The following is a 17,247-nucleotide window of genomic DNA, read 5'->3' on the forward strand; positions in this document are numbered from 1 at the left end:
GCGGTTTAGGAAACCGTGGCCCCGACCCTCCTCCAGCCTATTCCAACTCACTCAGGCCAACTCCAGCCAAGGTTTGCGCAAAATCCGAACTTTGGCTGGAGTAGGCTGGAATGAGCTGGAGTGAGGTGGAGTTGAGCACAATTTGAGCACAGTTCCGGGGCGAACGATTGGAGAGAGCCGTAGCGCCTGACAATAAGAAGTGTAAACCCCTTGGGGTTTTCCGGTCTTAGGTTGGGCCTGTGCCTGCACCACCGCGACCGCCGATGCCACTGTCACGGTGCATGGCTGGGTCTTCATTGTTGGCAACGCGACAGACAGAGGAGTGCTCTGTCGGGCGGTTCGCGCCTCAATTCGTCTTGAAGCCGATGATTCGCGACACGTCGGTGAGGAGCCCGAACGCCGTCGTCTTATCCATCCCGCCCGCGAGCACGTAGCCTTTGCCGCCGGTTTCAACTTCGAGGCCATGCGCCGTCAGAGACACGATCGCCCGATGGGCCATGCCCGCCGCCTGGGCCGTCGGGACCTCGACGAGCACACCTCCGGGAAGGCCTACTTCCTCGTCGGTGATGCCATTCTTAATAATGAGTCGATGGATTTCGTCTTTCCTGAACGTGCGGCCGTTGCTCTCGATCGTGTCCGCCGTCACGCGAAACGTGCTCGGCGCGCGGTGTGATGGCGGGCGCAGATCACGGTTCCACGCCCACCAGGCGGCCCAGCCGCCGCCCCCCATGCCGATCAGGCCGAGAAGAGTATCGGATTTGACGAAACTCAGCCCCATCAGAAACATGATCGACCCGAGAATCACGATGAACCAGAATTTCTTCTGGGGAGCCGGAGTCACGTCAAAGACCGTGGCAGTTCCGTCCTGCCGCTTGCGATATTCTGAATCACTCATTGGCGACCTCCTTGTGAGCTACGACTGGCAACCCTGGACTTTGCGGTCAGGTACCGTGCGCACAATTTCGCTCCGCTTTGGACAGTTCAGCCACCCTTTTTCTTCAGCTCGCCATCGGGAGTGTCGAGCGTCCCATCGTCGTTAATGTCGATCGGGAAGTCATATTGGGACCCGTCGAGCCAGCGCAGGTAGATTTTTCCGCCGCCGGTCCAACATTCGGCCTCTTTCTCGCTAAACAATGCGGCCATTTTCCCGTCCTTCATCACGACGTCCGGCTCGCGCAGAGTTGCTTTGCCTGAGCGGAACACAATCCTGGGCCCCGGCCCTCCCGCGGCAGATTCGTACCGCCCCTCGAACTTCCCGGCACAGCTAATCAGGCCCGGCTTCGGTGCCTGTCCTGCCCGCTGTGCAGACTGTTCGGCAGCCTTCGCAGCGTTGCCGGTCACCGTCGCAAACACGAGTACCCCACTGATCAAGGCACAGACGGTAAGCTTCATGGTGTCTCCTTTTGGCAAGAACGAACGGGGAGGTGCTTTTTCTCTATCGTCAGCCGGGCCTGGCCATGAATGCGGCCCGTGCCGCATCACCCTGCTGATTGGATTGGGCCGAGGGCGGTATTGAATCGACTTCGCATAGTCACGTCAAGAGAAAAATCCGACGCGTTCAAAACTGATCGCGACGCTGCTATAAGCCCGCGTAGCGAGTACCTTCATGTGGGTCATGTGCAGGGGACCGTGAACGGTCGCGGCAAGACGAGAGGGGGTGCCAAAAACCTTTGTGTCCCCTCTTGCTCAAGCTGGTGAAGTTGCAAGGGGTTGGATCGGTCTTTCAGGGAATTCACAAACAACTGTTTCTGGAAAATTGTTTTGTGAACCGTCATCTCTGGAATAGCATGATCCTCTAATAGGCCCAGAATGGCCCAGTACCGAGCACGGATACTTTTCCACCAAGGCCGACATAGACCGTCCTGCCAAAAAAGAATGGCAGCCCCCAGTCAAACAACCCCGCAGAAAATGTTGGTCCGCCCACATTGCTAATGGCGGCATTTCCTGAAGAGAAGAGGGGTATGGGATTGGCGAGCTGAAAATTGACCAGGCTTGACGGAGACCCTGACAACTCCGTGTTGACCGCCGAGAAGGATAACGGAGAAGACGGGCAGTACAGAAAAGACAAATTTCCGGGACACAGCGGAATAGACAATGACGAGTCACTGAAAAAAAAGGCACTGGAGCCGGTATCGAATATTCCCGCTTCCTGCGTACTGACACCAGGGCTGGGGTTAAAGTGTGTCACGATTTGGCCCGATAAGTTGGTCGGTAACACCGTGACCCCGGAAGGTTGGTTATTGGATCTTGTTCCTATGCCTAGAATCAGGGAACCGGTAAGGGAGGGCGATCCACTGGCGGGCACAGACGGCAGGGCGACTATGACCCCATTATTATCAACTGGCAGAAGTCCCACCGGATTCTGGACCTGTTGGGAGGCCGAGATTGCAGTAGCAACACAAGGGAGTGGCGCACAGTTATAGTAAACCCCGCCGTCTAAAGGAAATACCCCAACGCCCAAGATGCCATTGAATCCGGCTTGTGCAGGACTAGAGTCGACTGAGGCTACGCCGCAGACGTTCGAAGCAGGTTGGCCCGCGGGGGTGTATTGTCCCGCGAAGGTCGGATCGATCACTTGGATAGGGACCATCACAGCCGGTTCCCCTCCCAAAATGATGTCCGCTGATTGAACGCGCCCCCAATCGGCAGTGCCTCCAAAATACATGCATTCTCCGATGTTGCTGGATGGGAGTGTGATCCCTAAGACAGAGGTAAAAATCCGGAGTCCCGATGATCCGGTATCCACCAGAACGTCCGTAATGGTTTGACAGTTTGAGGTAGCGGGCTGGCAAATGGTGACTTGGGTGCAGGGCTCATTGGCAAATATGCAGACCGCGGCAGAAGATGGATTTATTGTGATTGCGAGGACGTTGAGACCAGAAGGCCCGGAAGGAGTGGAAGGGCTAGAGCCTCCTGAATTGCCACAACCTAGCAGAAGCGTTACGGCAACGCCGAAAAGACCCGATACGCACGATCTCAGAATCATTGGATCATCTCTCTTGTCACTCCCGAAGGGAGGAGTGATGGAATATAGGCTCTTCCGCGTATATCTCCTGGATGACCGCCCGTTTCTACCACGACACGGGACCCCTGGATGCGGGTCATCCCACGCCTCCCAGGCCCGTTCGATGCGGCCGCAGTAGCTGCCTCCTGGTATTCCTGAAAATAAGAACCCAAGAGTGAAACCAAGTGTGGAGGTCTTCTTCCTCTCCAGGCCACGGCAAAGACCGTATCCCCAAACACATATTCCCGAAGCACGAGCTCCAATGTAGTAATTTCCTGAATGATATATCCCTGTTCCGTGATCACCCTGATTTGTCCGGTAAGTGCCACGCGGTCTGTTTCCACGGAACTCGCCGGTTCCCCCAAGACGGCCCAGGTTCTAGGGAGATTGATGATCAAGATCAGACTGATCGCTACTGCCATCTCAAGAACAAGCCTATGTTTCATCACATGCCTCTGGCAGCAAAGACCTGGCACTCGAGATCTGGTTCCATTCCCGTTTCTATATGAGTTTGATTCACTCCGGGGACTTAATGATCGCCTGGCTTGCCATCACACTGTTCGGGACAACGATTTCGTGGTTCTCCGGAGTCCTAATAATGGTATAGCCCAGGGTGAGGTCTGCTATCGTGCCAGTTTGAACGCCAGACGGAACCGTCAATTGCACCGAGTCCCCGATCTGGAACGGCCGATACAACAGCAGAGAGAATCCGGCGATCAGATTGCCGAGCGTACTCTGGGCAGCTAAGCCAATAAGAACAGAGGCCACACTGGCACCCGTGAGCAGCGCAGTCCCAAGGGAGCGGAGTTCGGGGATCAGGTGGGCATACAGAATCAAGGCGAGTACCCAAACGAGAACGTCCCCCATGCGACGCAGGAAGTTCGCCGTCGTGTGGTCCAGCACCCCACCTTCGAGCCGCTCCAGAGTTACGCGCAGCGAGCGCATGCTCAACCACGCCACCAGAAGGAACACCAGAGCGTAGAAGATTACTCCGAACAGTGTGCCAGGGTTGACAAATTCCCCGCTGAGAATCCGTTCCAATGGCGTCATATTTGCCTCCCGAGTAAATTTCAACTACAGAAATTATTTGTTTTTGAACCGGCATTAGGATAGGTCGAATTCTTCGGGAAATCGACCAGATTTTATTGCGATTTTCGATAAGGTTTTTGGCTCAGATCAATCGGGACTAATCAAAGCCTTATTTTTACGGCGGTTACTTTTCAGAATAGGATTTTTTACTCAAAATTTATGACTGAGAGGCCGAATCGGAGCCGAATACCTCAAGCGACGAAGGAACGGATAGAGGCTTAGCCGAACTACGTATTTTCTCTGTGGCCATTTTTGTGCCAGAACAAAATCGGGAACCAAGGGAAGGGACAGAAAACAATAGAAGAAATAGAACCCCCGAACCTCGCGGGATCTCGGATATAAACGGGGAAACCGTTGCAACAGCGAGCAACCTCAAAAATCTGTCTGTTTACCTTCACACGGAAGAGGCCACAGGTTCGATACCTGTATCGCCCACCACTTCGCTAGGACTTACCGCAGGTTCTCTCTCCTAAATGCGCCAAGTTTCTGGTTTTTTGGGGGAGCGGTTGAAACCGCCTGTTTTCTAGACAGAATTCGGATCGTCGGCTACACTTCAATTTGTCAATTCAGTAGCAACCGGAGCGGTCGAACAGACGTAGACTAAAGTGAGGTTAGCCATGCGGACAACAGCTCTTGCCGTTGGTGTGTTGCTTCTGGTCATTGTTACCGGCTGTGCGAGTAATCGCCAAGAACAGACCGCGGTAGATCTAGGAGACGGAGATTATCGGGCACCAGCCAGCATTTATAGTGTTATGGACAGCACCGCGTTGGTGTATACCAACCCGATCGCTGGCTCCCCGATCAACGATAACGTCTGGCGCTGGACCGCATTCATCTTGCACCCTGTCGGAATGGCGTTGGATTACGGCTTTAATCGGCCATTCTACAAGCTCACCAGCTCGATGCCTTATCTCTTCGGCTATACCAGTGAGGACGCGGTGCTGGACAGCCAGCGCCAATAACCTTCCTCCCTTCCTGAGAAATTGACAACAACGCCCGCTCAACATCTGAGCGGGCGTTGTCGTTTGTCCTCTTGGCAAACCAGTTCTTATTTCGTGTATGCTCCCTTAGTGAGGTCGAGTAGCCAATCCGCAGAACTACGTCTGCCTTTCCTGCACCATCTCGCGCTAATTTCTTGGGTAGGATTCTCCCTTCTGCTCCCAGGTTGTGAGACCTCTGTTCCGCGGCCCCCACTGCCACCGTCCGAAAGCGATTTGATCCTGTTGAAGTCGACTGCATTATGCAATCGAAAGGCCGATTTTAGTAAAAACCACCCCCTTGCATCCCTCAAGCAAAAGACGTGGGGGACTGGACAGGAATTGATCCTGTTGTCCGATCGGAGCCCATCGCACGCCGACGAGTCATTTTTTTTCGATGAAGATGGGCTCTTGGTTGGTGCGCTGTTCACCTTCTCCTCCGGCCTGGATCTTTCACCCTATCCGGTGCTACGAGATACGCTTGCCAGGTTAAAGCCTGTTCTGGAGTTCTACGTCAACGTCGCGAATCTCTCATCAAAGGACAGCATGAACTCTAGTACCCTCTACGAAACCGGGGATGAAAAATCGACGACTCAGTATCTGGTACTCGCTGCGGGAGAGCATCCGACGTTACTCCAGGCTTCCATCACAATCGATCCCTACGCGCGTCTCTTCTCCCCTTACCGGCGGGAATTTCTTGAGCGGTTGCGAAATCCGACTGGTACCAAGCCCGGACTAAAGCTTGAGAGTCAAGGTGCCGACGATAAGGAACCGTTCCCGTCACTCCAGCAATTTGCTCGCGGTGAGACGGCACAGCTGTCCTACTGCGGCAGTCAAAACTACGACATTGCCGCGGATGCATATCAAAAGGCGATCGCGAGCGGTTTCTCCAACAAAGTGTGGCTGGCCGAAGCACATCACAAGCTCGGCCTTGCCTGGGAAGGGAAAGGTCAGTATGAAAAGGCCAAAGCGGAGATGCTGCAGTCGCTTACGATCAGGCCCAACACTCCCGAAATCTTAAACAACCTTGGGACTGTGTACGTCAAGTTGGGAGACAAGGCGAACGCGCTGGCCTCTTTCGAAAAAGCTGTCACTCTTCGTCCGAACTACGCCATTGCACGCTATCACCTCGCGGAAGCCTATGAACCGACTGACTCCAAACGCTCGATTTCGGAGTACGAAACCTATCTCGCCCTCGTCGAAGGGATCCCCGACGAAGCCGACCGAATCGCGCTCGTGCAACAACGGGTCAAGGCCTTGAAAAAGCCCTGAGTCGGCGCCCGACAACCCTGGTGTTCTGATTGACCGAAAGAATAGGGCCAGATCGTAACGGTAGAATCTACCAGTTTCGAGACGGCACTACCGGCGGGTCTTCTCTTCCTGCTCTTGGAGCGTCTTGCAGGCGATACAGAGCGTCGTGACCGGCCGAGCCTTGAGCCGTTCGTAAGGAATGTCCTCTTCGCATCGTTCACAGATCCCGTAGGTCTGCTTGTCCATACGATCGAGTGCTTCATCGATCTTCTTGAGCAGTTTCTGTTCGCGTTCCTTAATTCGCATGGAGAAATTCTGATCCGCCTCCGCTGTCGCTTGATCGCTGACATCCGCGAACGTTTCTTGACTCTTCCGAGTGGTACGCCCCTCTCCAGCCTCCGCTAAAATCGCAGCACGCTGGCGCTCAAGGTCTCGACGGATGCCGGTATATTTCCCACGCGCTGCTGAAGCGGGTTGTTTTCGCTTGATTGTGACAGCGTTAGTTAAAGATTTCGGAGAAACGGTTCGTTTGGAAGCAGTCCGTGCTTTCATCACTAAATCCTGCAGATGCTGGCTTCAGGCTTAACAGCGTCAAACTATAGCAGGGGGTTGAAGAGAGGGTCAATGGGACGACCAGGACAACAGCCTGCCTGGTTCGTCAAAGGTCCCGGCGGCCTTCGATCGACTTGAGCAAAGTCACTTCGTCGGCATATTCGATATCCATCCCGACGGGAATCCCGTAGGCGATTCGGGAGACTCGCGTGCCAAACGGTCTCAACTGGTTCGTCAAATAGATGGCTGTGGCTTCGCCCTCGATTGTAGGGTTGGTCGCGAAAATAACTTCTTCGATCCCCCCGAGCTTCACACGATCGATGAGTTCTTCCGCACGAATATCAGACGGTCCGACCCCCTCCAACGGTGAGAGGGCGCCCAATAAGACATGGTACAGGCCGCGATAACCGCCGGCGCGCTCAATGGCATAGAGCGTGCTGGGTTCTTCCACCACCATGATTCTGGTACGGTCTCGCTTCGGGTCCAGGCAAAGCTCGCACAACTCGCCCTCCGCGATATTTCGACATTGCCGACAGAACGTGAGGCCGTCTTTCACGGCACGAATGGCCTCAGCGAGCCGCAGCGCATCCTCACGATCAACCTTTAACACATGGAACGCTAACCGCTGCGCTGTCTTCTGTCCGATGCCCGGCAAACGGACCAACTCTCGAACTAGTCGAGCCAGCAATCCCTGTTGATCAACCGCCATAAAAGCCAGTCCGCTAGAAGAGCCCCGGGATATTGAGCCCGCCAGTCAAGGACTTCATTTCGTTCGCCATCATTTCCCGGGCTTTCCGTAGCGCGTCATTCGTCGCGGCCAACATGAGGTCCTGCACCATGTCGGCGTCTCCACTTTTAACGACTTCGGGATCAATGACGATCTTGACAAGTTCCATCGCGCCATTCGCCGTGACGGTCACACTGCCTCCCCCCGCCGTCCCCGTCACGGTCTTGGATGCGGCTTGTTCCTGTACTTTCGCCATCTGAGCCTGCATGGCCTGCGCCTGTTTGAGCAAACCCGCCATGTTGCCCAACGGATTTTTCATTGCCCCGCCTCCTTCTGATTCGACACCTGTCGAACATCAGCCAGCTCTGCTCCGAAGATCTCTAGGGCTTCCTTCACTACTGGATGAGTCCGAGCCTGCTCAAACATGACGAGGCGCTGTCCCTGCTCTTTGGCAGCCCTGAGCTGCGCCATCGTCTTCCCGGGTGGATCCGTGTCCGCCAACTCCACGATGCGCAGTCGGACCCTTCGGCTACTCAACCGTTCACAGATTGCCGTCAACGCGACAAGATTGTCTGGCTTCTCGATCATCCCTCGCGCAACCGTGGCTTGCCTGGTAAACCCGATTGTCACCTGATTTCCCTCTGTTTCCACCAATCGCCCCATCTCGAGAAAAGGTGCGATGTTCGGATGGGCGGCAGTAACAGCCTCTTGGAATGCCTCCCAATTGAGCGTTGCGAGCGGAGGCGAAGGTTCTGGGGGAAGCGGCGTCACGGCGGATTGCCGCGCACCCGCCTGATTAACCGACAAATCTAGCATGGATTCGGCCATCCCGGCGGTTGTAGCACGTACGCGTTCGGTGGACGACGGACCGCTCGATACAGTATCGGCCAATTGCGCAGCTCCTATTGATGGTGCCGCTGTAGAGCGGCCCGGCAGCTCCGGTTTGTTCGGCCTGGTCGATGATTCAGAGGGAGACCTTTGCTTTTGAATGGGCTGCGTCTCCTGATCAGGCTTTCTATCTGAGCGTCGGCCTAGGCGAGTGGCACGAACCGCCGCCGTTTCAAGGATGAACCGAGGGTGGGCGCTGAATCGGAGCGCATCTTCTGCCTGGGTAAAAATGGCGAAGAGTTCTTGGAGTTGTTCGGGCGAGAGCAATCGCGCATCAGCCGTGATTTGGGGCAAATCTTCTGCCGAAGCTTCAATCAGCCCGCGCAGTTCTTGAGGAGCCGTGACAACCGACGCCACCAGCATATTACGCAGATATTCGACCACGTCAGAACAATAGGCTCGGAGATCGTGCCCTTGATCGAGCAGATTGGCCAACATGCGGAGTGCAGCCGGAGTATCCTGACCGATAATCGCCTGGATGATTCCTCGAACGAGTTCCTGCGGTACAGCTCCCAGGAGCGCTTCAAGATCGGCGTGAACGATCGTGATACCGCCGAATGCGACGGCCTGGTCCAGGAGGCTGAGCGCGTCACGCATGCTCCCCTCACTAGCCCGAGCGAGCGCCATTAGGCTGCGATCCTCCAGTGCAATGCCATCCTGCCGTGCGACATGGCGCAACCGTTCGACAATCTCGGTGCGCGCGATGCGACGGAAATTATAGTGCTGACAACGAGACAGGATGGTGGCTGGAATCTTGTGGATTTCGGTAGTGGCGAAAATGAAGACCACATGCGACGGTGGTTCCTCCAGTGTCTTGAGGAGGGCGTTGAAGGCCGAATTTGACAACATATGGACTTCGTCGATGATGTAGACGCGATACTGACCACGGAAGGGCGCGAACTTGACGTTCTCGCGAATCTCGCGCACGTCATCCACGCTCGTATTGGACGCGCCATCGATTTCGATGACATCGACCGACGTTCCTTGAGCAATTTCCTGGCAGTTCACACAGGTCGTGCAGGGTGTACCGGTCGGTCCCCGCTCGCAGTTGAGACTCTTTGCGAGAATTCTCGCCACGGTTGTTTTCCCCACGCCGCGAGTACCGGAGAACAGATACGCATGGGCGATCCGTTTTGTGTTGATAGAATTGACCAGCGTTTGCACAACGTGTGGCTGACCGATCACATCATCGAATGTCCCAGGGCGGTATTTACGAGCAGAGACTTGGTAGTCCATTGATCGTATGTTTCCACATGGCAGGATGTTCAAACAGGCGATCCAACAAGGCCGCAGGGACTGAGAACTCCGAGGCGTACGTTCTGTGGTACGCCGAGGAGAGCGAAGGACCGAGAACGACGTTGGGAGCCTGTTTCAACATCCTGAAAAGCGGGGCCAGGTGATCCTGCGGCACCCAGGACTTTCTGCTTACCGTTGCTTCCTTCCGGACCTGGCGGGGTTCACAGGGTTCTGTTGCACAGGGCCCAGCCCCTTTTCGAAGTAATGAGCGTTGAGGACCGAGTGCTGAGTGGACACGGAATCAGCTTGATTTTGACACCCCATTCCTCAGCATTCATGACTCAGCGCTTGGGTTTGGCGGAGAGGGTGGGATTCGAACCCACGGTCCCGTTGCCGAGACGCATGCTTTCCAAGCATGTCGATTCGTCCACTCTCGCACCTCTCCACATCGACCTCATGCCAGGCGGCGAGCATCTTAACACGCGCTCTGAGCACCAGCAAGGCAACGATTCGCACGAAGATGCGTCACGTGGTTGATTCCGACGTTGACCACCAAAAGATTCATTTCCTATACTGCGGTCAAGCGAACGGAGGTGGGCGATGAGAATCGTGGTCGGACTCGGAGTGATCGTTCTGCTCCTTCTCGGATTGATCCTCTCTCTACCCTTCCTTGTCGACTTAAACAAGTACCAGGATCAATACAAGCCGCTCATCGAAGACGCGCTTAATCGCAAAGTCCAACTGCAAGACATCCGCTTGACCATCTGGCCACGTATCGGCGCACGTGTAACTGGCTTTGCCGTATTGGATGACCCGGCGTTTGATTCAAGTCCGTTCACCTCGCTCACCTCGCTCGATGTAGGGGTCAAACTGACGCCCCTGTTGAGCGGCAAAGTCGAAGTTGAAGAGATCACGCTCCGAGACCCAGTGATCACCGTCATCAAGAATAAGAATGGCGTCCTGAATGTGTCCACGCTCGGTCGCTCTGGTGTGGCAACGCCTGTCACGCCGTCGCACGCACCGGTTCCATCGGCCGAAGGTCCGCTCAAGATACTCGCGCTGCTGGCAGTTGACCAGGTCTCCATCGTGGGTGGGAAACTGACCTATCGCGATCTGTCAACAACTAGCCCGACTGAGTATGTGTTGCAGGAATTGGAACTGCTCCTGAAATCCGTACGACTGGGCCAAACCCCCAGTCTTCATCTGGCGACACTCATTCAACCATTCAACATGCCGGTGACTCTCAACGGCACGTTCGGGCCTCTTAAGGAAACAACGGACATCGATGCGATCAATATGCAACTCGCGCTGGGGAAAACCTCCTTGTCGATTACCGGAAGCATGGCCGAACATGACGCGAAGATCAACGTCGGTTCAGCGGTGATTAACACGGCCGATCTTCCGGTCGCTCTTCCGCTGAAGAAGCCGGTTGAGATACAGAACCTCCAGGTCGTCGCGGAGGTCAAGGGCCAGGAGGCACGCCTGCACAACCTGTCGCTGCACCTCTTCGGTGGGGAGGTGAAGGCACAGGGGACACTCACCTCCGGTTCCGACGCTCCTCCATTCGGAGCCAAGTTGACGATGAAAGACCTACAGCTCGGTCCAGCTCTTGAGGCAATTGCCGCCCTGGAAGTATCGATCAACGGAGCGGCTCAAGGAGACATGACCTTGCAGGGCCATGGTTTCTCGATGGCAGACCTCACTAAATCCCTAGAAGGAGCGGGCCATGTCGCAGTGAAAGAAGGGAAGGTCGAAGGGGCGAATTTGCTGCAGGAGGCCGTCTCCATCCTCAACGTCGCCGGCATTCACATCGACAATCCAAAAGTGACAGCCTTTTCGACTGTTGAGACGGATCTGGCCATCAAGCAAGGAGTTATTTACGTCCAGCGTCTCCTGATGGATAGCCATGATTTCCAAGCCACCGGAGGGGGGACTGTCGGATTTGATCACACTCTGAATCTCGTGGTAAACCTCAACCTCTCACAAGACCTCAGTCAGAAAATCGCCGGCTCCTCTCCTGTCGCTAAATTGGCCATCAGGGATGGGCGACTCGTTCTGCCGCTCCTCATCACCGGCACCGCGCAGGCGCCCTCATTCGGATTGGACATGAAGAGGATCAGCGGAAAGGTTCAAGAGCAGGTGCAGAAAAAAGTTGAGGAAGCCGTCGGCAGGCTTCTGAAAGGCACCACGAAACCGGAAGATCTGAAACAACAGGGCCAAGAGTTGTTCAAAGACTTCCTTGGACGCTAGGAGGATTGCCCTATGAATCCCATGGACACTATCGTGCAATACGCGGTGCAGTATGGAATGCAGGCTGTTGTGGCAATCGCCATTTTCACTGCCGGAGCGATGGCGGCACGATGGACGGGCAATCTCGCTCAGCAGCAACTAGAACGCTACACGCTGGAACCGCCCGTTCGCCTGTTACTCGTCCGCATCGTCAAGATTATCGTGCTGTTGTTTACGGCGGTCGTCGCGCTCGACGCGTTGGGAGTCCCGATCGCTCCGCTCGTCGCGGGGATCGGCGTCGCCGGCGTAGGGATCGGCCTCGCTCTTCAAGGGGTCTTGAGCAACGTGATGGCCGGGCTCTCGATCATCTTCACAAAACCGTACAAGGTCGGAGAACACATCTCATTGTTGGGCGTCCATGGCGATGTGATATTGATCGACATTTTCTCGACGACACTGATGCATCCGGACCGCTCGCGCGTCATTATCCCTAATCGGAAGATCGTTGGGGAAATCCTCCACAATTTTGGCATGATCCGACAGATCCACATGACCGTCGACGTGGCCTATACCACGGATCTTAACCAGGCGCTAACGATTATTCGTGAGGTCGTGACCGGTCATCCGCACGTGCTGAAAGATCCACCCCCTTCCGTCGGCATCAGTAACCTTGGTCATCCCGCTGTCACGATCGCTGTAGAGCCATGGTCCGCAGTCGCGCATTATAGTTCTACCCAGGCCGAAATAAACAAAGCGATTATTGAGCGATTGCGAGATGTTCGCGTTCAATTTCCTTCCGCTCCTCCTCCCCCGCCAGTATGAGCGCAAGGAACTCTTCCTATTCTCGTCCGTGAGGGGTGGAATCCAGAAAGGTTCCGAGACCATCCCGTCCTTGTGGCATTTTAGGTCTTTTATTGCGGCAAGAGGCCACAACAGCACGCATACGTGTAGGCCTGTAGGTGTTGTCAGTTATCGCAAACCATGTGAATTACATGGCAAGCTGGTGTCAACTCTACAGGGGCACCAAGATTGCTCGATCTCTGGGTACGGTTCTCAAACTTTGGCGTTGCGATTCGTCACGAAGTCGGCTATACAGGCATCCCCAAAACTTGAGTGCTGTATCGTGTTGGAGATATCGGATTGATGGACATTTAGTCACGTACGTGGCTCAGGAACCTGAGATTGATTTAGCATTTGAGAAAAACGTGATGTCATCGTCACCCCTCGTCTTAATCACGCCGTCTTCTTCTTCCATCATAGATCATGTATGCGCTGCTGACGTACCTGTCCGCTTCAAAATCATTCCACGCTTTATCCGTAGCTTCCAGCGGACAATTGAATACGATAGCAGGCTGACTGTCTGAACCAAGAATACGAACGCTCTCTAATTGTGGACATTGGGATATTTCGTGAATATCTCGCAATAGCGAAGATAGGGCGGGCGTCGTTGCCTTGAACCTTGCTCCAGAGGAGGAGAGATCATGCTGAAAGAGTTTAAGGAATTTGCCCTGAGGGGCAATGTGCTCGATATGGCGATCGGAATCATCATTGGAGCTGCATTTGGAAAGATTGTTACGTCGCTCGTCAGCGACGTGCTGATGCCACCTCTCGGGCTGCTGCTCGGTAAGGTCGATTTCTCAAGTCTTTTTCTGAATCTTTCCGGCATCCCCCAACAGTCATTAGCCGCGGCCAAGGCAGCCGGAGCCCCCACGATCAATTACGGGGTCTTTCTTCAGACCGTGTTTGATTTCGTCATTATTGCGTTCGTAATCTTCATGTTGGTCAAGCAGGTGAACCGGCTCAAGAAACCGGAGGCACCGACCGTCCCTACGACCAAAGAGTGCCCACAGTGTTTATCGACGATTCCGATTAAGGCAACCAGGTGCGCACACTGTACGTCCAATATCTAAGGTGCGCTATGAGTGATTCAACACATACAACTCACCTCACCAAACAAAAGGAGACCATGATGAAAGCCATAAAGATCTCTGTCCTGGCTGTCAGTATGCTGGCTATCGCCGGCAATGCGGGAGCCATCGATTTCGGTGCCATCTGCTGCGATGGCGGCTATGAATACCGCCACCCATCGGCCTGGGAAAAAGAACAGCAGCGGTTGAGAGATCAACTGGCCGCCGCACAGAAGCAGTTGGCCGATCGCGATCGTGAAATCGCCTCCCTCCGATCTAGTGCGGGTGATTCAGTCCGATCAGCCCAGGCTGAAGTCGACCGGTCCAAGTCGCGTATCGCGGAGCTTGAAGGGCAGCTGGCAGATCGAGATCGTGAGATGGCCTCTCTGCGGGCCGGTGCCGGCGATTCCTCCAGACTGGCAAGCCAACTGTCCTCGAGTCAAGCGGAACGGGATCGTTTGGCTTCAGAGCTTGCTGCGAGCCAAGCGTCGCTTGCAGCGCTTCAAGCTGGTGCGGGAGACAAGGACAAACTGGCCCCAGAACTCGCTGCTGCCAAACAACGCATTGCCGACCTTGAAAAACAACTCGCCGATCGAGATCGAGAACTGGTCGCACTTCGCGGCGACCTCTCCTCCGAAATGGCCAAACTGAAAGAAGCGCAACGCGGACTCATTCGTGCGCTGAGACCCGAGATCGAGAAGAAGCATATCACCGTCGAATTAGACAATGAGCGACTGCTGATCAACCTGGCCTCGGGGTACCTCTTTGGTTCCGGCGAAGATCAGCTCAAGCCGGCTGGCGCCGACGCACTGAAGCAAGTTGGTACCATCCTCAAAGATTTCCCCGAATATAAAGTTGCCGTGGACGGTCACACTGACGACCGGCCGATCCGGTCCACGCTCAAGAGGAAATTTCCTTCCAATAAGGAACTTTCCGAGGCGCGCGCGGCTAACGCAGCCGTAGCCTTGGCCGATGGTGGACTCACCGGAGCCGCCACAGCCGGCTACGCCGATACAATGCCGGTGGCACCAAACACCTCCGATGCAGGTCGGGCGAAAAACCGGCGCGTCGAGGTAAGGGTCACGAGGTAGGAGACATAGTTCATCTTGCTGGGCGAGGGAGCAGTTCTCCTCTTCCTCGCCCATCTCGATGCTGCGATGGGAAAGGAAGAGGGCAGGTTCCCCAGCTTGCGGGGCATTTAACGGCCATGGGGGGATCCTCATGAACCGATACATCACATGGGCATCGTACATCGCGTTGGCGCTTGTTGCAGCAGGATGCACTCGAGAGCCGATTTGCTGTGACGGCGGGTATGAATATCGGCATGCCGGCCGGACGGCTGAATCACCCAAACCGGACGAGCGCGACGCGAAGATCGCAATGTTGGAACAAGAGCGTCAACAGCAAACCGAATCGCTGGCGGCACTGCGGAGCCAAGTGGAGGAGCTCGAACGCCAACTCGCCGCGCAAGAGGCTACCCGCGTGACGCCGGTCGCGCAGGCCCAGCGTGGGCTCGGGGTGGCACTACGGCCTGAAATCGAGAAAGGCGACATCACGGTAGACGTGAACAGCGAACGCCTGTTGATCAAGCTCGCATCGACGTACTTGTTCGATTCCGGGCATGATGCCTTGAGGCCGGCAGGAATCGATGCACTCAAGCGTACCGGAGAGATTCTCAAGGATTACCCGGAATATCAGATGGAGGTCACTGGACATACCGACAACGTGCCGATTGGCAGCAAGCTCCTCCCGCGATTTGCGGACAATGAGGCGTTGTCCACTGCGCGTGCCGAGCAGGCCGCGCGCGTGCTCCAAGACAGTGGCGTTGATCCATCCAAGCTTCTGGTTCGTGGGTACGGTGACGCTCAACCGCTGGCAACAAATGATAACGAAGATGGTCGGCGTATGAATCGGCGCGTAGAGATTCGAGTTACACCGAAAAGATGAGCCGTTGGGATCAGCAATTTTGCGACGAAAGACGATTGAAGGAAGCTGGAGGATTCTGAAGACGGATAACTAGTGGACTCTCCGCCGTAGATCGGGCGGCGTATTCATGATGAATATGCCGCCCGCTTCTCTCCCTGCACATCACAGATGACAGTCGCTCTCCCTGCGAGTTCCCGCGATTGACTCCCCTGCCACGGTTGCCAAAATTTTATAGTGTCCAAGCCCCAGTTCTTTCCCATATGCTTCTCCCACCAACACATCCTGCACATGTTGGTGATCCCACGCCCGGAAAACGGACTTGCCCTCTTTGAGACCGTCAAATTCATGTCCTTCCAGCGCCTTGATCACCGCCTGTGTGTCGGTCATGCCTGCTCGCTGAGCGGCCTCGAGAATCTGGGGTCATAGCCGCATATCCCAGGTAACACCGCGAGGTCGGAGTGTGATTGTACTTGTCGATCACCCCTTGGATGAATCGGCGGGAGCTGTCGGTATCGATCTTCGGATCCCAGATCAAGCCCCACATTCCCGCATTGTTGGCATACCCAAGCGGCCGTCCAATCTGTTCTCCACCAATCATTCCCCCGACTCCAATCTTCTCCTTGGTCAACTCCAGCTTGGCATAGCCTTTGAGGGCATGGACCAAATCCCACCCGTAGAGATTGAGCAGGATTAGCGACGGATGTTTATCCTTCGCCCCCGCAAGGGCCGACGTAAAGTCCGTGGATCCAAACGGCATCAGTGCCTCGCCGGCGAATTCAACGCCATGGGCTTGCCCCGCTGTGACCATCGCTTGGGCTGTCGATTTGCCGTCGAGTGTGCTGGTCGTAATCATATACCAGCGGGTGCCGTATGCTTTAACAAGATGCGGAACGACGGCCTGCGACATCATCGTGGCGTTGGGCATAAACACAAAGGTATGTGAATTACAGGCAGCGCCGGTCAGCTCGGGAAGAGAGGCACCGGTGACCATGAACAGTTTGTTTTCTTTCTGAGCCAAGGCGCTCACTGCCAAAGCGCAGTCGCCGTTGAAGGTTCCCATCAAGAAGTCCACCCGTTCCTCCTTGATAAACTTTGTCGCGGCTTTAACTGCTGTTTCCGGATCCGAGGCATCGTCCGCTTCAAGGATGACGATCGGCCGCCCCAACACTCCACCCCGTTTATTGAACAGATCTACCGCTACATTGGCACCGTGCACGTCGTGGATCGACGAGGTCTTATAGGGGCTCGATAACGGATCGATGATCCCAACCTTGATCGGTTCGGCTGCGTGCGCCTGTCGCGAGCGTGGCGCGATGCTAAGAATTTGGCTGGCCAGATCCCCAAAAACTAGAGCTCCGCCAGTTGTAGCCGAAAGTTGTAGGAACGTTCTGCGAGAGATGCTAACCATGGCGACAATCCTCCTCTTTCATGGCAGGCCGGCTAGTCGGGTTCACATGGTTA

The 17,247-nt window shown here is 55.3% G+C and carries 18 protein-coding genes, 1 tRNA gene and 1 other RNA gene; 7 read left to right on the forward strand and 13 right to left on the reverse strand.

All coding sequences use genetic code 11. The features are described 5' to 3' along the window. Window positions 1–346 precede the first annotated feature (346 nt). The 5 genes from VEI50_03475 to VEI50_03495 all read right to left on the reverse strand — a co-directional run bounded on the left by VEI50_03475 (window position 347) and on the right by VEI50_03495 (window position 4,054). Window positions 347–895 (reverse strand): hypothetical protein, encoded by a 549-nt coding sequence (locus VEI50_03475; GenBank protein HXX74166.1) that lies wholly within the window; start codon window positions 893–895, stop codon window positions 347–349. An 86-nt stretch (window positions 896–981) separates the two neighbouring features. After that, entirely contained in the window at window positions 982–1,392 is a 411-nt protein-coding gene (locus VEI50_03480; GenBank protein ID HXX74167.1) for a hypothetical protein, read from the reverse strand. A gap of 403 nt (window positions 1,393–1,795) precedes the next feature. Continuing rightward, window positions 1,796–2,986: a DUF3443 family protein gene (locus tag VEI50_03485; GenBank protein HXX74168.1), complete on the reverse strand. Its 1,191-nt coding sequence runs from the start codon at window positions 2,984–2,986 to the stop codon at window positions 1,796–1,798. Next, complete coding sequence (locus tag VEI50_03490; protein HXX74169.1) at window positions 2,983–3,450, reverse strand: DUF2844 domain-containing protein; 468 nt, start codon at window positions 3,448–3,450, stop codon at window positions 2,983–2,985. Before VEI50_03490 ends, VEI50_03485 begins: the two co-directional genes overlap by 4 nt. Before the next feature lie 70 nt (window positions 3,451–3,520). Continuing rightward, entirely contained in the window at window positions 3,521–4,054 is a 534-nt protein-coding gene (locus VEI50_03495) for a mechanosensitive ion channel family protein (GenBank protein ID HXX74170.1), read from the reverse strand. 656 nt (window positions 4,055–4,710) lie between these two features. Between VEI50_03495 and VEI50_03500 the strand changes: the two genes are divergently transcribed. After that, complete coding sequence (locus VEI50_03500; GenBank protein HXX74171.1) at window positions 4,711–5,055, forward strand: hypothetical protein; 345 nt, start codon at window positions 4,711–4,713, stop codon at window positions 5,053–5,055. A 261-nt stretch (window positions 5,056–5,316) separates the two neighbouring features. Next, window positions 5,317–6,342 carry a tetratricopeptide repeat protein gene (locus tag VEI50_03505; protein ID HXX74172.1) on the forward strand — a complete coding sequence of 342 codons (1,026 nt, stop codon included), beginning with the start codon at window positions 5,317–5,319 and terminating at the stop codon, window positions 6,340–6,342. 87 nt (window positions 6,343–6,429) lie between these two features. On the opposite strand, the gene VEI50_03510 is transcribed toward VEI50_03505, so the two are convergent. The 6 genes from VEI50_03510 to VEI50_03535 all read right to left on the reverse strand — a co-directional run bounded on the left by VEI50_03510 (window position 6,430) and on the right by VEI50_03535 (window position 10,169). Continuing rightward, window positions 6,430–6,873: a TraR/DksA C4-type zinc finger protein gene (locus tag VEI50_03510; GenBank protein HXX74173.1), complete on the reverse strand. Its 444-nt coding sequence runs from the start codon at window positions 6,871–6,873 to the stop codon at window positions 6,430–6,432. A 106-nt stretch (window positions 6,874–6,979) separates the two neighbouring features. After that, window positions 6,980–7,582 (reverse strand): recombination mediator RecR, encoded by a 603-nt coding sequence (gene recR / locus VEI50_03515; protein HXX74174.1) that lies wholly within the window; start codon window positions 7,580–7,582, stop codon window positions 6,980–6,982. A 13-nt stretch (window positions 7,583–7,595) separates the two neighbouring features. Next, a complete protein-coding gene (locus VEI50_03520) occupies window positions 7,596–7,919 on the reverse strand; it encodes a YbaB/EbfC family nucleoid-associated protein (GenBank protein ID HXX74175.1) in 324 nt (107 codons plus the stop codon). Next, window positions 7,916–9,724: a DNA polymerase III subunit gamma/tau gene (gene dnaX, locus VEI50_03525; GenBank protein HXX74176.1), complete on the reverse strand. Its 1,809-nt coding sequence runs from the start codon at window positions 9,722–9,724 to the stop codon at window positions 7,916–7,918. The genes VEI50_03520 and dnaX overlap by 4 nt, the downstream gene beginning before the upstream one ends. Before the next feature lie 151 nt (window positions 9,725–9,875). Continuing rightward, window positions 9,876–9,975, reverse strand: an RNA gene (ffs, locus tag VEI50_03530) — signal recognition particle sRNA small type. Window positions 9,976–10,079: 104 nt separating this feature from the next. Further along, window positions 10,080–10,169, reverse strand: a tRNA-Ser gene (locus VEI50_03535). A 155-nt stretch (window positions 10,170–10,324) separates the two neighbouring features. Here VEI50_03535 and VEI50_03540 point away from each other — a divergent pair. The 5 genes from VEI50_03540 to VEI50_03560 all read left to right on the forward strand — a co-directional run bounded on the left by VEI50_03540 (window position 10,325) and on the right by VEI50_03560 (window position 15,807). Next, complete coding sequence (locus VEI50_03540; protein ID HXX74177.1) at window positions 10,325–11,974, forward strand: AsmA family protein; 1,650 nt, start codon at window positions 10,325–10,327, stop codon at window positions 11,972–11,974. A gap of 12 nt (window positions 11,975–11,986) precedes the next feature. After that, window positions 11,987–12,775, forward strand: coding sequence for a mechanosensitive ion channel domain-containing protein (locus VEI50_03545; GenBank protein HXX74178.1), 789 nt, complete (start codon window positions 11,987–11,989; stop codon window positions 12,773–12,775). 659 nt (window positions 12,776–13,434) lie between these two features. Beyond that, a complete protein-coding gene (gene mscL, locus VEI50_03550; protein ID HXX74179.1) occupies window positions 13,435–13,863 on the forward strand; it encodes a large conductance mechanosensitive channel protein MscL in 429 nt (142 codons plus the stop codon). A gap of 56 nt (window positions 13,864–13,919) precedes the next feature. Beyond that, on the forward strand, window positions 13,920–14,951 hold the full coding sequence (locus VEI50_03555; GenBank protein ID HXX74180.1) for an OmpA family protein: 1,032 nt from the start codon (window positions 13,920–13,922) through the stop codon (window positions 14,949–14,951). Window positions 14,952–15,081: 130 nt separating this feature from the next. Beyond that, window positions 15,082–15,807: an OmpA family protein gene (locus tag VEI50_03560; GenBank protein ID HXX74181.1), complete on the forward strand. Its 726-nt coding sequence runs from the start codon at window positions 15,082–15,084 to the stop codon at window positions 15,805–15,807. 141 nt (window positions 15,808–15,948) lie between these two features. Here VEI50_03560 and VEI50_03565 read toward each other — a convergent pair whose 3' ends face one another. Further along, a complete protein-coding gene (locus VEI50_03565; protein HXX74182.1) occupies window positions 15,949–16,173 on the reverse strand; it encodes a hypothetical protein in 225 nt (74 codons plus the stop codon). Beyond that, entirely contained in the window at window positions 16,130–17,194 is a 1,065-nt protein-coding gene (locus VEI50_03570; protein HXX74183.1) for an ABC transporter substrate-binding protein, read from the reverse strand. The genes VEI50_03565 and VEI50_03570 overlap by 44 nt, the downstream gene beginning before the upstream one ends. Window positions 17,195–17,247: the final 53 nt, after the last annotated feature.

The organism is Nitrospiraceae bacterium, from assembly GCA_035623075.1.
Classification (GTDB): Bacteria; Nitrospirota; Nitrospiria; order Nitrospirales; family Nitrospiraceae; genus DASPUC01.

What these genes read in the sequence shown, in the direction of transcription:
- VEI50_03540 (HXX74177.1), top strand. Translation starts at nt 10,325, where the DNA reads ATGAGAATCGTGGTCGGACTCGGAGTGATCGTTCTGCTCCTTCTCGGA.
- dnaX (HXX74176.1), bottom strand. Translation starts at nt 9,724, where the DNA reads ATGGACTACCAAGTCTCTGCTCGTAAATACCGCCCTGGGACATTCGAT.
- VEI50_03520 (HXX74175.1), bottom strand. Translation starts at nt 7,919, where the DNA reads ATGAAAAATCCGTTGGGCAACATGGCGGGTTTGCTCAAACAGGCGCAG.
- VEI50_03475 (HXX74166.1), bottom strand. Translation starts at nt 895, where the DNA reads ATGAGTGATTCAGAATATCGCAAGCGGCAGGACGGAACTGCCACGGTC.
- VEI50_03560 (HXX74181.1), top strand. Translation starts at nt 15,082, where the DNA reads ATGAACCGATACATCACATGGGCATCGTACATCGCGTTGGCGCTTGTT.
- VEI50_03510 (HXX74173.1), bottom strand. Translation starts at nt 6,873, where the DNA reads ATGAAAGCACGGACTGCTTCCAAACGAACCGTTTCTCCGAAATCTTTA.
- VEI50_03480 (HXX74167.1), bottom strand. Translation starts at nt 1,392, where the DNA reads ATGAAGCTTACCGTCTGTGCCTTGATCAGTGGGGTACTCGTGTTTGCG.
- VEI50_03565 (HXX74182.1), bottom strand. Translation starts at nt 16,173, where the DNA reads ATGACCGACACACAGGCGGTGATCAAGGCGCTGGAAGGACATGAATTT.
- mscL (HXX74179.1), top strand. Translation starts at nt 13,435, where the DNA reads ATGCTGAAAGAGTTTAAGGAATTTGCCCTGAGGGGCAATGTGCTCGAT.
- VEI50_03485 (HXX74168.1), bottom strand. Translation starts at nt 2,986, where the DNA reads ATGATTCTGAGATCGTGCGTATCGGGTCTTTTCGGCGTTGCCGTAACG.
- VEI50_03495 (HXX74170.1), bottom strand. Translation starts at nt 4,054, where the DNA reads ATGACGCCATTGGAACGGATTCTCAGCGGGGAATTTGTCAACCCTGGC.
- VEI50_03545 (HXX74178.1), top strand. Translation starts at nt 11,987, where the DNA reads ATGAATCCCATGGACACTATCGTGCAATACGCGGTGCAGTATGGAATG.
- VEI50_03570 (HXX74183.1), bottom strand. Translation starts at nt 17,194, where the DNA reads ATGGTTAGCATCTCTCGCAGAACGTTCCTACAACTTTCGGCTACAACT.
- recR (HXX74174.1), bottom strand. Translation starts at nt 7,582, where the DNA reads ATGGCGGTTGATCAACAGGGATTGCTGGCTCGACTAGTTCGAGAGTTG.
- VEI50_03500 (HXX74171.1), top strand. Translation starts at nt 4,711, where the DNA reads ATGCGGACAACAGCTCTTGCCGTTGGTGTGTTGCTTCTGGTCATTGTT.
- VEI50_03555 (HXX74180.1), top strand. Translation starts at nt 13,920, where the DNA reads ATGATGAAAGCCATAAAGATCTCTGTCCTGGCTGTCAGTATGCTGGCT.
- VEI50_03490 (HXX74169.1), bottom strand. Translation starts at nt 3,450, where the DNA reads ATGAAACATAGGCTTGTTCTTGAGATGGCAGTAGCGATCAGTCTGATC.